Source organism: Pseudomonas sp. HMWF021 (assembly GCF_003061005.1).
Lineage (GTDB): Bacteria > Pseudomonadota > Gammaproteobacteria > Pseudomonadales > Pseudomonadaceae > Aquipseudomonas.
The window spans coordinates 16882-31497 of sequence record NZ_QAIK01000149.1 but is presented as its reverse complement, the minus strand read 5'-3'; the positions used below and the strand labels follow the sequence as shown (position 1 = coordinate 31497).

General features: G+C 59.7%; 11 protein-coding genes and 1 tRNA gene. 7 read left to right on the top strand and 5 right to left on the bottom strand.

Annotated elements, in window-relative coordinates:
- Positions 1-103 precede the first annotated feature (103 nt).
- Positions 104-1819: a proline--tRNA ligase gene (locus tag DBR18_RS21355; protein WP_108591807.1), complete on the top strand. Its 1716-nt coding sequence runs from the start codon at positions 104-106 to the stop codon at positions 1817-1819.
- Positions 1820-1836: 17 nt separating this feature from the next.
- A complete protein-coding gene (locus DBR18_RS21350; protein WP_108591806.1) occupies positions 1837-2790 on the top strand; it encodes a hypothetical protein in 954 nt (317 codons plus the stop codon).
- Positions 2791-2886: 96 nt separating this feature from the next.
- Here the strand turns inward: DBR18_RS21350 and dinB are convergent, their stop codons facing one another.
- Positions 2887-3948 carry a DNA polymerase IV gene (gene dinB / locus DBR18_RS21345; RefSeq protein ID WP_003222295.1) on the bottom strand — a complete coding sequence of 354 codons (1062 nt, stop codon included), beginning with the start codon at positions 3946-3948 and terminating at the stop codon, positions 2887-2889.
- Between the two features lie 280 nt (positions 3949-4228).
- Between dinB and DBR18_RS21340 the strand changes: the two genes are divergently transcribed.
- From DBR18_RS21340 to DBR18_RS21330, 3 genes are all read left to right on the top strand, one after another.
- A tRNA-Met gene (locus DBR18_RS21340) sits at positions 4229-4305 on the top strand.
- A 279-nt stretch (positions 4306-4584) separates the two neighbouring features.
- Positions 4585-7224: a bifunctional lysylphosphatidylglycerol flippase/synthetase MprF gene (gene mprF / locus DBR18_RS21335; protein ID WP_108591805.1), complete on the top strand. Its 2640-nt coding sequence runs from the start codon at positions 4585-4587 to the stop codon at positions 7222-7224.
- On the top strand, positions 7224-8516 hold the full coding sequence (locus tag DBR18_RS21330) for a virulence factor family protein (RefSeq protein ID WP_108591804.1): 1293 nt from the start codon (positions 7224-7226) through the stop codon (positions 8514-8516). The genes mprF and DBR18_RS21330 overlap by 1 nt, the downstream gene beginning before the upstream one ends.
- A gap of 106 nt (positions 8517-8622) precedes the next feature.
- Here the strand turns inward: DBR18_RS21330 and DBR18_RS21325 are convergent, their stop codons facing one another.
- The 3 genes from DBR18_RS21325 to DBR18_RS21315 are packed head-to-tail and all read right to left on the bottom strand — an operon-like array spanning position 8623 to position 10758.
- Positions 8623-9294 (bottom strand): PP2C family serine/threonine-protein phosphatase, encoded by a 672-nt coding sequence (locus tag DBR18_RS21325; RefSeq protein WP_108591803.1) that lies wholly within the window; start codon positions 9292-9294, stop codon positions 8623-8625.
- Positions 9291-9989, bottom strand: a complete 699-nt coding sequence (locus DBR18_RS21320) for a hypothetical protein (protein ID WP_003222287.1) — start codon at positions 9987-9989, stop codon at positions 9291-9293. The genes DBR18_RS21325 and DBR18_RS21320 overlap by 4 nt, the downstream gene beginning before the upstream one ends.
- A gap of 1 nt (position 9990) precedes the next feature.
- A complete protein-coding gene (locus tag DBR18_RS21315; protein ID WP_108591802.1) occupies positions 9991-10758 on the bottom strand; it encodes a MarR family transcriptional regulator in 768 nt (255 codons plus the stop codon).
- A gap of 469 nt (positions 10759-11227) precedes the next feature.
- Here DBR18_RS21315 and DBR18_RS21310 point away from each other — a divergent pair, with 469 nt between their 5' ends.
- Positions 11228-11554 carry a DUF3077 domain-containing protein gene (locus DBR18_RS21310; RefSeq protein WP_108591801.1) on the top strand — a complete coding sequence of 109 codons (327 nt, stop codon included), beginning with the start codon at positions 11228-11230 and terminating at the stop codon, positions 11552-11554.
- A gap of 162 nt (positions 11555-11716) precedes the next feature.
- On the opposite strand, the gene DBR18_RS21305 is transcribed toward DBR18_RS21310, so the two are convergent.
- Positions 11717-13558: a potassium transporter Kup gene (locus tag DBR18_RS21305; RefSeq protein ID WP_371921134.1), complete on the bottom strand. Its 1842-nt coding sequence runs from the start codon at positions 13556-13558 to the stop codon at positions 11717-11719.
- 349 nt (positions 13559-13907) lie between these two features.
- Between DBR18_RS21305 and DBR18_RS29655 the strand changes: the two genes are divergently transcribed.
- Positions 13908-14616 (top strand): radical SAM protein (locus tag DBR18_RS29655; protein ID WP_256588833.1); only part of this gene is annotated, 709 nt, incomplete at its 3' end.

Here is a 14616-nt window from a genome sequence, read left to right as displayed (position 1 = left end):
CCCGCCGTTGAGCCTCACGCCCGAGCGCAATCCTGTACGTCGGCAAATCTCGCCGGTACACTGCTCCGTCATTTCCAGTCATAGCAACCGACAACGGCCAACCATGCGCACCAGTCAATTTTTGCTCGCCACACAGAAAGAAACGCCTTCCGATGCGGTCGTCATCAGCCACCAGCTGATGCTGCGCGCCGGCATGATCCGCAAACTCGCTTCGGGCCTGTACACCTGGCTGCCGATGGGCTTGCGGGTGATGCGCAAGGTCGAAGCCATCGTTCGCGAAGAAATGAACGCTGCCGGCTCTCTTGAAGTGTTGATGCCGAGCACCCAACCGGCCGAGCTGTGGCAGGAATCGGGGCGCTGGGAAGAATACGGCCCTGAGCTGCTGCGCATCAAAGACCGCCACGGTCGCGACTTCTGCGCGGGCCCGACCCACGAAGAAGTGATCACCGATCTGATGCGCAACGAGTTGAGCAGCTATAAACAGCTGCCGATCAATCTGTACCAGATCCAGACCAAATTCCGTGACGAAATCCGCCCACGCTTCGGTTTGATGCGCGGCCGCGAATTCATCATGAAGGACGCCTACTCGTTCCATGCCGATCAGGCTTCGCTGCAGGTCACCTATGACCGCATGCATCAGGCGTACTGCAACGTGTTCACCCGTCTGGGCCTGAAATTCCGTCCGGTTGAAGCCGACAACGGTTCGATCGGTGGCGCCGGTTCCCACGAATTCCACGTGCTGGCCGAATCCGGCGAAGACGATATCGTTTTCAGCAACGGGTCCGACTACGCAGCGAACATCGAGAAGGCCGAAGCCGTGCCACGCGAAACTTCGCGCGCCGCGCCGACCGAAGAGCTGCGCCTGGTCGACACCCCGGACACCAAAACCATTGCCGCGCTGGTGGAAAAATTCAATCTGCCGATTGAAAAGACCATCAAGACCCTGATCGTCCACGCCGAAGAGCCAGGCAAGCTGATTGCGCTGATCATCCGTGGCGACCACGAGCTCAACGAAATCAAGGCTGCCAACCAGCCAGGCGTTGCCAGCCCGCTGGTCATGGCCTCCGACGCCGAACTGCGTGACGCCATTGGCGCCGGCGCCGGTTCCCTCGGCCCGCTGAACCTGCCACTGCCGATCATCATCGACCGTTCGGTCGAACTGATGAGCGACTTCGGCATCGGTGCGAACATCGACGACAAGCATTACTTCGGCGTGAACTGGGAGCGTGACCTGCCGGTTCCGACCGTCGCCGACCTGCGTAACGTTGTGGCCGGTGACCCAAGCCCGGACGGCAAGGGCACTCTGGAAATCAAGCGCGGCATCGAAGTCGGGCACATCTTCCAGCTGGGCAACAAGTACAGCAAAGCGATGAAGTGCGAAGTACTGGGCGAGAACGGCAAGCCGGTCACCCTGGAAATGGGTTGCTACGGTATCGGCGTATCCCGCGTGGTCGCCGCGGCCATCGAGCAGAACAACGACGCAAACGGCATCATCTGGAGCGACACCCTCGCGCCGTTCCAGATCGCCCTTGTACCGCTGCGTTACGAAACCGAGCAGGTGCGCGAAGCCACCGACAAACTGTACGCAGAACTGACGGCGGCCGGTTTCGAAGTGTTGCTGGACGATCGCGACAAGAAAACCAGCCCGGGCATCAAATTCGCTGACATGGAGCTGATCGGCATTCCTCACCGGATCGTGGTCAGTGACCGCGGCCTTGCCGAAGGCAACCTGGAATACAAGAGCCGTACCGAGGCCGAGGCGCAAGCGCTGCCGGTCGCCGATGTGGTGTCCTTCCTTCAGGCCCGTATCCGCCGCTGAATCCAGATAGAGACCTCATGTTCAAGCGAAACACCTTGGGCCTCGGTGGCGCCGCCTTGTGCGGTGCCCTGCTGGTCAGCGGCTGTGCCAATCAGATGTCACAGCGCAGCGAGCACGAAGAGCGGGTCGAGCGCAAATTGCTCGATCACAGCCTGCAGATCGATGTCGGTGAGCCCAAGGTGCTGGAGCTGCCGCAACGTCGCGTGAAGATCAACGAACAGAAAACCTTCGAGGTCACCGAGTTCGAGGTCACCCGTCGTTACGACCGTTACACGCCCTACCAGCCCTGGCGCGAAATCTACGAGATTCCGCTGGGTGCGGTGGCCGTGGTTGCCGGTGTCGGCGCCAACGTGGTCAACGTGTTCGCCCTGGGCAATCTGCCGGACAGCGTGACCAAGGACTGGCTGAACTACGGCATTGCCGGGGTCAACCCGTTCATGAACGTGCAGTCTCATGGTCGCGCGCAACAGAATCTCGCCGGTATCGATGAAGTCCAGCGCGACAAGCGCATGGAGTATTCGAGCCTGCCGTGGAGCGAGCGCCCGGTGCAGGTCAAGGCCGGCAAGCAGACCTTCGACATGACCACCGACCGCAACGGCGTGCTGCGCCTGAACCTGCTGGACAGTCCGTTCGCCGAAAATGACCTCAACCATATCGGCAAACTGCAGATCAGCGTCGAGGACGGCAAGGATGACGTGCACAGCGACTCATCCCTGGCGATCAGCAGCCACCTGCGCAGCAAGTTGCTGGAAGCGCACGGGCTGATTTATGACGATCTGGAAGACGACGAAGTGAGCCAGTGGGTCCACCGGGTCAAGCGTCTGTCGGAACTGGGTCTGGAAGAAGAAGCCAGCGAGCTGGAACAAAGCCTGATCGAACTGACGCGCAACGATCCTGAGTTGCAGGCCGAGTTTCTCAAGTCGCTGACCAAGGATGCGGGGCGCCTGGTAGCGGATCCGGGACCGAATTAAGCTTTATTAAAAGATCGCAGCCTGCGGCAGCTCCTACAGGGGAACGCATTCCAATGTAGGAGCTGCCGCAGGCTGCGATCTTTTGCTTTTAACGATTCAACGTTCAAACAGCTCCATCTGCTCAAACCCGCCGCGCAAATCCTCCAGCCTGACCCCCACCCCCAACAACCGCACCGGTTTACCGCCCCGGTTGAAGGCCTGCGTCAGCATCAACTGATAACTGCCCAGATCGCGCCCTGCCCCAGCCTGCTCCAGTGTGGTCTGGGTGAAGTCATGGAACTTCACTTTGACGAACGGCTTGCCCGGGCGATAACTGCTGTCGATCCGCTCCATGCGGGTTTTCAGGGTTTCCAGCAACTCCGGCAATTTGTCGAGGCAACTGCGCAGATCCGGCAGATCGACGTCGTAGGTGTTTTCCACGCTGATTGACTGACGGCGACTGTCGTTGTGCACCAGCCGGTCATCGATCCCCCGGGCCAGACTCCACAGTCGCTCACCGAAACTGCCGAATTCGCGCACCAGCGCCAACTTGTCCCACTCGCGCAACTGCAGGCAGTCGACGATGCCGAGCTTGCCCAGTTTGTCGGCAGTGACTTTGCCGACGCCGTGCAACTTGCTCACCGGTAAACCGCTGACAAAATCTTCAACCTGATCCGGGGTAATGACGAACAAGCCGTTGGGCTTCTTCCAGTCGCTGGCGATCTTGGCCAGAAACTTGTTTGGAGCGACGCCAGCAGACACGGTGATGTGCAACTGGTTGGACACCCGCCGCCGGATATCCTGAGCGATACGCGTGGCGCTGCCGCCAAAATGCGCGCTGTCTGAGACATCCAGGTAGGCTTCATCCAGCGACAAGGGTTCGATCAGGTCGGTGTAATCGCGAAAGATCGTGTGAATTTCCTTCGAGGCTTCGCGATAGGCATCCATGCGCGGCTTGACGATGGTCAGGTCGGGGCAGAGTTTCAAGGCATGGCCGGACGACATCGCCGAACGCACGCCATAGGCCCGCGCTTCATAATTGCAGGTGGCAATCACCCCGCGCCGATCCGCCGACCCGCCCACCGCCAGCGGTTTGCCTGCCAGGTTCGGATCGTCGCGCATCTCGATGGCGGCGTAGAAACAGTCACAGTCGACGTGGATGATTTTTCGCTGGGTCATGACAGAAAAGGAAACATGGCGAGCCGGATTCGCAGTATCTCACTGACACCTGTATATAGCACCAGTAGTCTGAATGTTCTTTTGCGCATGTAGGAAAACAACTCTGAATTTATTTTCTCAATCGAAATCAGCCCTCCGATAGAGCTGAAACCCTTGTCCCGCCTGCCCTGCAACCCTTTCCTGCACTCGGTAAAAATCGCTAAGCGATTGAACAGGAACAGATTTATCCAGAATCAAGGTTGACAGCCCGGCGTTCCTCTGTAGAATGCCGACACACAGACGCGGGATGGAGCAGTCTGGTAGCTCGTCGGGCTCATAACCCGAAGGTCGTCGGTTCAAATCCGGCTCCCGCAACCAAACATCAAAAAAGGCTGCTCGAAAGAGTGGCCTTTTTTGTATCTGTTGAAAAAGTCCTTTCGCAACAATGATCTGTCACGCTGCAGTGAAACGCTCAGGATCGTCAGACCCGCCGAGTTGCGACTATGCTTGAGTCGCAGGCAAGACGTCTGCAATCCATGACCCGCCCTCGCCGATACCCGATGAGAGGCGTAGTATTTTGTGATTATTTTTTTCTACAGGGATTGGTAACTTGGCTGGATACCTCCATCCTGTCGCGCACAATCCAAGAGGTGATTGATGCGCGCCAACTCGTCTGATCCACAAGACACCGTCACAGCAGACCACCCGATCAAGCCCGAGCGCCTGCGCTTGCTGGATCGATTGAGCAAATACCGCCAGCCGATCGGTCTGGCGGTCACGTTGCTGCTGTTTGCCATTGCGTTGATTGCCTGTCGCCATCTGCTGAGCGAGCTCGATCTCTACGCACTTCACGACTCGATTCTGGCCGTACCGAAACCGGCCCTGCTCGGCGCGGTGGGTGCGACGGTCGTCGGCTTCATCATCTTGCTGGGCTATGAATGGTCGGCCAGCCGCTATGCCGGCGTGACACTGCCGCCGCGCACTCTGGCGCTGGGCGGTTTCACCGCGTTTGCGATCGGCAATGCCATCGGCCTGTCGCTGCTGTCCGGCGGCTCGGTGCGCTACCGTTTATATGCACGCCATGGTCTGGGGGCGTCGGAAGTCGCGCACATGACGCTGTTCGCCAGCCTGTCGCTGGGGTGTGCCCTGCCACCGCTGGCCGCTCTCGCGACCTTGAGCGATCTGCCCGCCGCCTCCACCGCACTGGGTCTGTCAGAGGCACTGCTTGGCACGATTGCCATGGTCGTATTGGGCCTTGGCGCGATTCTGGCCGTCGGCATCTATCGCCGCCGCCTGCCGGAGCAGCCGTACCGCGACAACCTGCTGGTCCGGGTCGGACGTCGCACCCTGCGCCTGCCGGGCCGTCGTCTGACCTTACTGCAACTGCTCATCACCGCCCTCGACGTCGCCGCAGCCGCCACCGTGCTTTATCTGCTGCTGCCGGAAGCCCCGCCGTTCGGCGCCTTTCTGCTGGTGTACCTGCTGGCTCTTGCCGCGGGTGTCCTCAGTCACGTACCGGGGGGTGTCGGGGTTTTTGAAGCGATCCTGCTGGCCGCGTTCGCCGACACACTCGGCGCTGCACCACTGGCCGCCGCCCTGCTGCTCTATCGCCTGATCTATGTGGTGCTGCCGCTGCTGGTGGCCTGCCTGCTGTTGCTGATCAATGAAGGTCAGCGTCTGTTCCAGACCCAGACCATGCGCGCCGCATCCGGTCTGGCCGCGCCGATTCTGGCGGTGCTGGTGTTCCTGTCCGGCGTGGTGCTGTTGTTTTCCGGTGCCACCCCGGAGATCGACACGCGTCTTGAGCACATCGGCTTTCTGATCCCGCATCGCTTGGTCGACGCCTCACACTTCGGCGCCAGCCTGATCGGCGTGCTGTGTCTGATGCTCGCCCAGGGCCTGCGCCGGCGCCTGTCGGCGGCGTGGATGCTGACCACCATTCTGTTGCTGGTCGGCGCCCTGCTCTCGCTGCTCAAAGGCTTCGACTGGGAAGAAGCCACGCTGATGACCCTCACCGCTGCGCTGCTGGGGGTGTTCCGCCGTTCGTTCTATCGCCCGAGCCGCCTGACCGAGTTGCCGTTCTCGCCGCTGTATCTGGTGGCCAGCCTGTGCGTCCTCGGCGCCTCGACCTGGCTGCTGCTGTTCGCCTATCAGGACGTTCCATACAGCCATCAATTGTGGTGGCAGTTCACCCTTGATGCTGACGCCCCGCGCGGCCTGCGTTCGTTGCTCGGTGCTGCCGTGCTGCTGCTGGTGATCGCCCTGACCTGGCTGCTGCGTACCGCACGCCCGGTGATTCACCTGCCGACGCCTGACGAACTCGATCGCGCGGCGAAAATCCTGATGGCCTCGTCGCAACCTGACGGCGGCCTCGCCCTGACCGGCGACAAGGCGCTGCTGTTCCACCCCAACGACGAAGCCTTCCTGATGTACGCCCGCCGTGGCCGCAGCCTGGTGGCGCTGTACGACCCGATCGGCCCCGGCCAGCAACGTGCGGAAATGATCTGGCAGTTCCGCGACCTGTGCGACATCCATCACGCCCGTCCGGTGTTCTATCAGGTACGTGCGGAAAACCTGCCGTACTACATGGACATCGGCCTGACCGCGATCAAGCTCGGCGAGGAAGCCCGGGTCGATCTGCATCGCTTTGACCTGGAAGCCAAAGGCAAAGAGATGAAGGACCTGCGCTACACCTGGAACCGTGGTACCCGTGACGGTCTGTCGCTGGAGATCCATGAGCCGGGCCAGGCGCCGATGGATGAGCTGAAAGTGATTTCCGATGCGTGGCTGACCGGCAAGAACGTGCGCGAGAAAGGTTTCTCCCTCGGCCGTTTCAGCGACGATTACCTGAAGCATTTCCGCATTGCGGTGATTCGCTTCGAAGGCCGCCCGGTGGCGTTTGCCAACCTGCTCGAGACTTTCAGCCATGACCTGGCCAGCCTCGATTTGATGCGCTCGCACCCGGACGCCCCCAAGCTGACCATGGAATACCTGATGGTCGGCCTGATTCAACACTATAAGAGTCACGGATACGCGCGCTTCAGCCTGGGCATGGTGCCGTTGTCGGGGTTGCAACCCCGGCGTGGTGCACCGCTGACCCAGCGTCTGGGCTCGATGGTCTTCCGCCGTGGTGAGCAGCTGTACAACTTCCAAGGCTTGCGCCGCTTCAAAGACAAGTTCCAGCCTGACTGGGAACCCCGTTATATGGCTGTGCCCGCCGGCCTCGATCCGCTGGTGGCGCTGGCCGATACTGCTGCCCTGATCGCGGGCGGCTTGACTGGATTGGTGAAACGCTGATGATTCAACGCTCCCTGAAGTACATCCTGGCCGCACTGATCGTGCTGGCCGTGATTGCCGGCGGCGGTTACTGGTACCTCAAACGCCCGGCACCGCAACCGACGCTCGAAGCAAAAACGGCCGCCGACGGCACGGTCATGACCCGTGTCATCCCCGGCACCCAGCCCAAGGCTCAGGTCCTGGTGGCGGTCAACGACGACCAGAAACTGACCGACAACCAACTGAGCACCCTGAGTCGCAGCGCCTCGGCGCAGATCGTTCAGGTGATTCTGCCCAAGGACTGCCTGCAACAGAGCCGCGCGCTGCAAACCGGCCTGCGTGAATTGAATGGCCCCGCTACGCTGGTCAGCGGTATCGGCCCTGGCGCTGTGCTGGCCTGGCGCTGGCTGGCCGAGCAGAAGGACGACAAGGCCCAGGCCATCTCGGTTGACCTGGCGCTGGAAAAACCCGGTTGCACCCACCTGCTGCCGAAATCCGCCGCCCACGGCCACTGGCTGGTGGCGTGGAACGACAACCCGGACGACACCAGCGCCGGTTTCGTGCGCGATCAACCGAACGCCGAAACCAGCATCAGCGACTACGACATCAACCTGCCGCAGGTGCTGAACAACGAGCTGCGCAAGATCCTCGTCGGCGGCGACAAGGCCAACGGCGGTCTGGCAATCCCGGTGGTGGAAGTGCCGGCCGGTCAGGCCAAAGACACCGTCACACTGTTCCTGTCCGGTGACGGCGGCTGGCGCGACCTCGACCGCGACGTGGCGGGCGAGATGGCCAAGATCGGTTACCCGGTGGTCGGTATCGACACCCTGCGCTACTACTGGCAGCACAAGAGCCCTGAGCAAAGCGCACTGGACCTGACCGAACTGATGCAGCACTACCGCCAGAAATGGGGCACCAAGCGCTTCATTCTGACCGGTTACTCGTTCGGTGCCGACGTCCTGCCGGCGATCTACAACCGCCTGCCGGACACCGAGCAGCAACGCGTCGACGCCATCATCCTGCTGGCCTTCGCCCGCACCGGCAGCTTCGAAATCGAAGTCGAAGGCTGGCTCGGCAACGCCGGCAAAGAAGCCGCTACCGGCCCGGAAATGGCCAAGCTGCCAGCGGCCAAAGTGGTGTGCATCTACGGCGAAGAAGAAACCGACGAAAGCGGCTGCACCGACAAGACTGCCGTTGGCGAAGCGGTGAAACTGCCCGGCGGCCACCACTTCGACGAGAACTACCCGGCGCTGGCCAAGCGCCTGGTGGACTTGATCGAGAAGCGTCAGAGCAAGGATCAGCCGGCAGAGTGATCTGATCCGGCAAAACGGAAAGCCCCCGCAGCCTCACGGCTGCGGGGGCTTTTTTACGCAAACTTGCAGCACTTCCTGCCAGTCGAAACTTCTATCGATACCGAGACTAAAGCTGAACATCTATCCACGTGATGTCATCTTCTACATCGATACAGCTGCCATCCGGCGCTGCTAGCAAGTAGCTTTGCTGTAACTCGGTTAGCTCCGCCCAAAAGCCATCGGTTGCAAATACCAGTCGTTCTCTTGGGGTCAATGAATGAAACACAAAGTCAGGGTTCGGTGCGCGACTCGCCTTCAAGCATCGAGTCACCCGGTGTCTAGCCGGATCTTGCGCCAGCTCGGAGTGGGAACGGTCGCGCCTCCAGTTAGCCTTACTGTGGGGCGAGGTAATCCATTCGATCGCGCCTGCCGGCATCACAACACCGCACGAACAATCACCCTCATACGCAAGCGTGAGTTTCCCATGAGCAGCGACACCCACCACATAACAAGTGGCGCCTGTGTGACTTGCAAACAAAACGGGGTGGAGGTCGGCCAGTATAGAAAGCAGTACCTGTTCAACAGCTTCGCACTCAGCGATATCGAGGCCGTGATCAAAGTGTTTTGACCAGACCTCTAAAACACCTTTCACAAAGGACTCGGCCAACTGGCCACTGCCAACCCTCGAGGTACCGTCCGAGATAACAAATACGCCGTTTTCTCCATCACAGAGCGCTCCAGCAAAGTCATGATTGGTTCTCCTGGCTCGCCCTGCTACCGATCTGACGTGGTATTTCATGCGCTGCCCAGTTCTTTCATGCGCCCATGAATGATTTGCCCTCTTCCCGGATTGGCCTGTACCGAGCCCGAGCTTTCAATCACATAGTCAATGCCACTGAGAACCCTGAGTGCTCGAACTCCATTCGTGATGAATTCTTTGAGCTCGGATTCCGCCTGCCGAACCTCTTCTAAAAGCTCTGGACGTCCATCAATCAAGATAATGATGTCTTCGACGTCTTTATGGTATGGATCGCCACCGCCACGGCCACTGAACGCTTCCAGTTTTGTCGCGAGAAAATAGGTCGGTTTGAATATCTGGATGACGGTACCACTGGGCAACGTAAATTTATTGGCCCGCGCCAGCCCCTCTACAAACCAGCGGTTGGCATATCCGAGAACCTCGGGATCAGAAGGCATCACGTCAACGACGATGTCGTTGAAGCGGAAACGACAGTTCACTTCATCCTCGCCAGTAATCTTGAAATTCCTGGCCGCCAACCGTTCGGTAAGCTGCTGCCAGGCGCCAATGCCTGCCAGCTCGATCACCAGGTCAACATCATCGGTGAAGCGAATGTCGTCCAGCACAACAGCATCAGTTACCAGCATGGCTGTGGTGCAACCTCCGACAAAGGCAACCTCCGCGAGAAACGCCTCTCCCAAACCCTCAGCAACAAACTCTATAAGCTCGTAGTTGTGATCAGCGTTGGATGACATGTTATTTCAGTCCCATCCCTGCTTTTAGAATGTTGACCGCAACACCACACTCTCGCGGACCTCCAAGGCGGATTGCATCAGCAAGCGCAAGATAGTGGTAAAGGGTTTTGTCCCTCTTCACCGCTTCCGGCACTGTTTTGTAGAGCGGCTCTATCGCCTGTCCACGCTCCGCTCCAAGTGCATCTGGCCAAACCGGAATCAGTCCGCCAGCACTTTTGATGCTTTTGGACAGTGCCGGTGCTGCAAAACCCGTCGGGATGCCGCGAACCATTGCCCCGGGCTTTACAGGGAAAAAGTATTTCAGAGCGTGCTCGGTGATGTTTAGCAACTGCCGCCGGTTAACTTTTGGAAGTCCGGTGTCATAGTCATTGGTGAGCAGCCCGGACACACGACACCTGGCGATGGAATTTGAAACTTCGCTCTTGCTTAGCCCAAGTGCAGCAGACAACGCACGCAACGAGTAACCTTCACTCCAGCTCGCCAGTGGCGGAACAGCTACCGGCTCCGACCACCCTTCCCACCCCGCCTCATCGTCCAAGGGCGAATCGAAATCCTGTCGGCGGAATACAGTATCTTCACCGTCGGTGGAGTAGGTGACCAATGGTTGCCCCACCCGACCGCCCGCCGTCATTTGACTGACCACGTAGGGCTTCAACAACTCCTCGACTCTGTTCGAATTTGACTCCGACTCCATTACCCCAAGGAGGTTTTCCTCCTGAGCGTGAAGGCTGGTCATCTTGAACAAAAGCAAAATGTCTTGACTCTTCATGAAGCTTAAAACTCCAAGTGTCCACACTCTATAAAACGTGGACACTTGTCTCATTCAAAATATCCGATCGTCAAGCCTTTTATTCGGCCCCATTCCTGTGGCGCCAACTCAAGAATCCACCGCCCCCGAGATTGCTCGCCACCTTAATTCCGGTTACCGGTGTCGCAATATCAGATGACGTCCGCATACCTTGTAGGCAAACTCCTAATCTCGTGTTCAGACACTTTGCCGCTCTGTTGCGCTGTTTTTCGACGGGATACTCTCCGGATGTCGCTGACCCATTCAGCGATCGGGTGTGGTAACCCGGAGAAACCAGCGCAAGAGCCCGCTCTTCAAGTTATGGCGGCTGTGCGTGGGACGCTTTCGAGCGTGCCGGTTTCCTTGGTTCCCGGTTTACCACCCTGCGTACAGTTGCCTCCCTTTCGTGTGGTAACGAAAGTCACGGCACTTCGAACCAAGGAGTATCACGATGACCGAAACTGATCTGCACGGAACCGCAAACGTTAAAACCATCGGCTTCACCCCCTTCCTCTACCACTCGGATCAAGCGTTCTTCAATGTCCGCTCTGGCATCCCGATCCTCGATGCACTGTCCCAATCCTCCGACCTGCTGTCCCTCGCCAAATCATTCACCGAAGACGCTGCCTTCACCAGAGACACCGACCGCCACGCCTGGGCTGCGCATTACCTGACGGTGATGGGTAAAGCCTTGCTTGATGACGTGATCCAGGCATTGACCCCACGACCTGCGCGCACGAAGACCGAGTCTGAAACAGAGATACCTGAAAGCCTGTAGAGGTTTGAAGATCAAAAGATCGCAGCCTTCGGCAGCTCCTACATGGAATGCGAAACCTGTAGGAGCTGCCGAAGGCTGCGATCTTTTGATCTGAAGTTGCCGCCCACAAAAAAGCCCTCGCCAACCACAAGGCTGACGGGGGCTTTTCAGTTAGGGCGCGGCTTACATCTCCACCTGCGTCCCCAACTCAATCACCCGGTTCAGCGGCAGATTGAAGAACCGCAAATTCCCGTTGGCATTCTTCAACATGAACGCAAACAGCGCCTCGCGCCAACGGGCCATGCCTTCGAGTTTCGAGGCGATTACCGTTTCGCGGCTGAGGAAGTAAGTGGTGCGCATCGGGCTGAAGTCCAGCTCATCCAGATGACACAGCTTCAGCGCCTGCGGCACGTCCGGCTCGTCGGTGAAGCCGAAGTGCAGAATCACCCGGAAGAAGCCTTCGCCGTGGGCCTCGACCTCGAAGCGCCGCGATGGCGGCACGCGCGGGATGTCCTCGTAGACCACGGTCAGCAGCACCACTTGCTCGTGCAGCACCTGGTTGTGCAGCAGGTTGTGCAACAGCGCGTGCGGCACGGCGTCGGAGCGTGCAGTGAGGAACACCGCAGTGCCCTGCACGCGGTGCGGCGGTTGCACGCGGATGCTGCTGATGAAGATCGGCAGCGGCAGCGCGCCTTCGTCGAGGCGCTCGACCAGCAGTTGCTTGCCGCGCTTCCAGGTGGTCATCAGCACGAACAGCGCAATACCGGCGATCACCGGGAACGCACCGCCCTGGACGATTTTCGGCACGTTGGCGGCGAAGTACAGACCGTCCACCAGCAGGAAACCGATCAGCACCGGCACCGCGAGGATCGGTGGCCACTTCCACAGCAGCAGCATGACCGCCGACACCAGAATGGTGGTCATCAGCATGGTGCCGGTTACTGCCACGCCGTAAGCCGAGGCCAGTGCGCCAGAGGATTCAAAGCCCAGTACCAGCAGCACAACGCCAACCATCAGCGACCAGTTCACCGCGCCGATGTAAATCTGGCCCTGCTCGTCGCTGGAGGTGTGCTGGATGTACATGCGTGGGATGTAGCCGAGCTGGATCGCCTGACGGGTCAGGGAGAACGCACCGGAAATCACCGCTTGCGAGGCGATCACCGTGGCCAGGGTCGACAGCCCCACCAGCGGAATCAGCGCCCAGCTCGGTGCCAGCAGGTAGAACGGGTTACGTGCCGCTTCCGGGTTTTCCAGCAGCAAGGCGCCCTGACCAAAGTAGTTCAGCACCAGCGCCGGCAGCACGAGCAGGAACCACGCACGGGCAATCGGCTTGCGCCCGAAGTGGCCCATGTCGGCGTACAGCGCTTCGGCACCGGTCAGCGCCAGCACCACGGCGCCGAGGATCGCCACGCCCATGCCAGTGTGGACCATGAAAAAGCGCACGGCCCAGACCGGATTCATCGCGTGCAGCACTTCCGGGTAATGGCTGATGCCGTAAACGCCGAGGGCGCCGAGCACCAGAAACCAGGTGACCATGATCGGCCCGAACAGAATGCCGATCCGCGCGGTGCCGTGGCTCTGGATCAGAAACAACCCGACCAGCACCACCAGCGACAGCGGCACCACCCAGTGGTCGATGCCGTCGAACGCCAGGCCCAGGCCTTCAATAGCCGACAATACGGAAATCGCCGGGGTGATCATGCTGTCGCCGTAAAACAGCGCCGCGCCGATCAGTCCGCAAACCACCAGCAACGAACGCAACTTCCTGCGTTCCCCCGCCGCACGCCGTGCCAGCGCGGTGAGCGCCATGATGCCGCCCTCGCCCTGGTTGTCGGCGCGCAGGACGAACATCATGTACTTGATCGAGACGACCCAGATCAGCGACCAGAAGATCAACGACAGAATGCCCAGCACCCCATCGTGATTGACGGGCACGCCATAGCCGCCGGAAAACACTTCTTTGAGGGTGTACAACGGGCTCGTGCCGATGTCGCCGTAAACCACTCCGACTGCCGCGACCAGCATGCTCAGCGGTTTTGCAGCCGAATGCTCGGCGCCCGCCGCCTGACTACTTGCCTGACCCATCCAACACTCCTGATTCTCAAACCGGCTTCTTTGAATGAAGCACTATGCTTTGTGGTGCAGCATGCGCTGTTTTACCTGTTGTTACAGACGTTTTGTTGACTGTAAAAAATTGGTAAAGCTCAACGGCGCGAAGCATAGCGCAGCACTCGTCGTATTTCCCTGCATAAAGCTGGTCAAGTGCGTTGCTCATCGCTAGAATTGCGCACTTTTTGATCAGAGGCGCACCCTAAGCGCCCATCCGTCGGTTTTCCCACACGGCAAGCGACGTCACAAAACACCGAGGTTAGACATGTCCACCACTCCTGCGCCGGCCAATCCAAAGGTTGGCTTCGTATCTCTGGGTTGCCCGAAAGCACTGGTCGACTCCGAGCGCATCCTGACCCAGCTGCGCATGGAAGGCTATGACGTGGTGTCCACCTATCAGGACGCCGACGTGGTCGTGGTCAACACCTGCGGTTTCATCGACTCGGCCAAGGCTGAGTCGCTGGAAGTGATCGGTGAAGCGATCAAGGAAAACGGCAAGGTCATCGTGACCGGCTGCATGGGCGTGGAAGAAGGCAATATCCGCGACGTGCACCCGAGCGTGCTGTCCGTCACCGGTCCGCAGCAGTACGAGCAGGTGGTCAACGCCGTGCACGAAGTGGTGCCGCCGCGTCAGGATCACAACCCGCTGATCGACCTGGTGCCGCCGCAAGGCATCAAGCTGACTCCGCGTCACTACGCGTACCTGAAAATTTCCGAAGGCTGCAACCACAGCTGCAGCTTCTGCATCATCCCGTCGATGCGCGGCAAACTGGTCAGCCGTCCGGTCGGTGATGTGCTCGACGAAGCCCAGCGTCTGGTCAAGTCCGGCGTCAAAGAGCTGCTGGTGATTTCGCAAGACACCAGCGCCTACGGCGTCGACGTGAAATACCGCACCGGTTTCTGGAACGGCGCGCCGGTGAAAACCCGCATGACCGAACTCTGCGAAGCGCTGAGTACCCTCGGCGTCTGGGTCC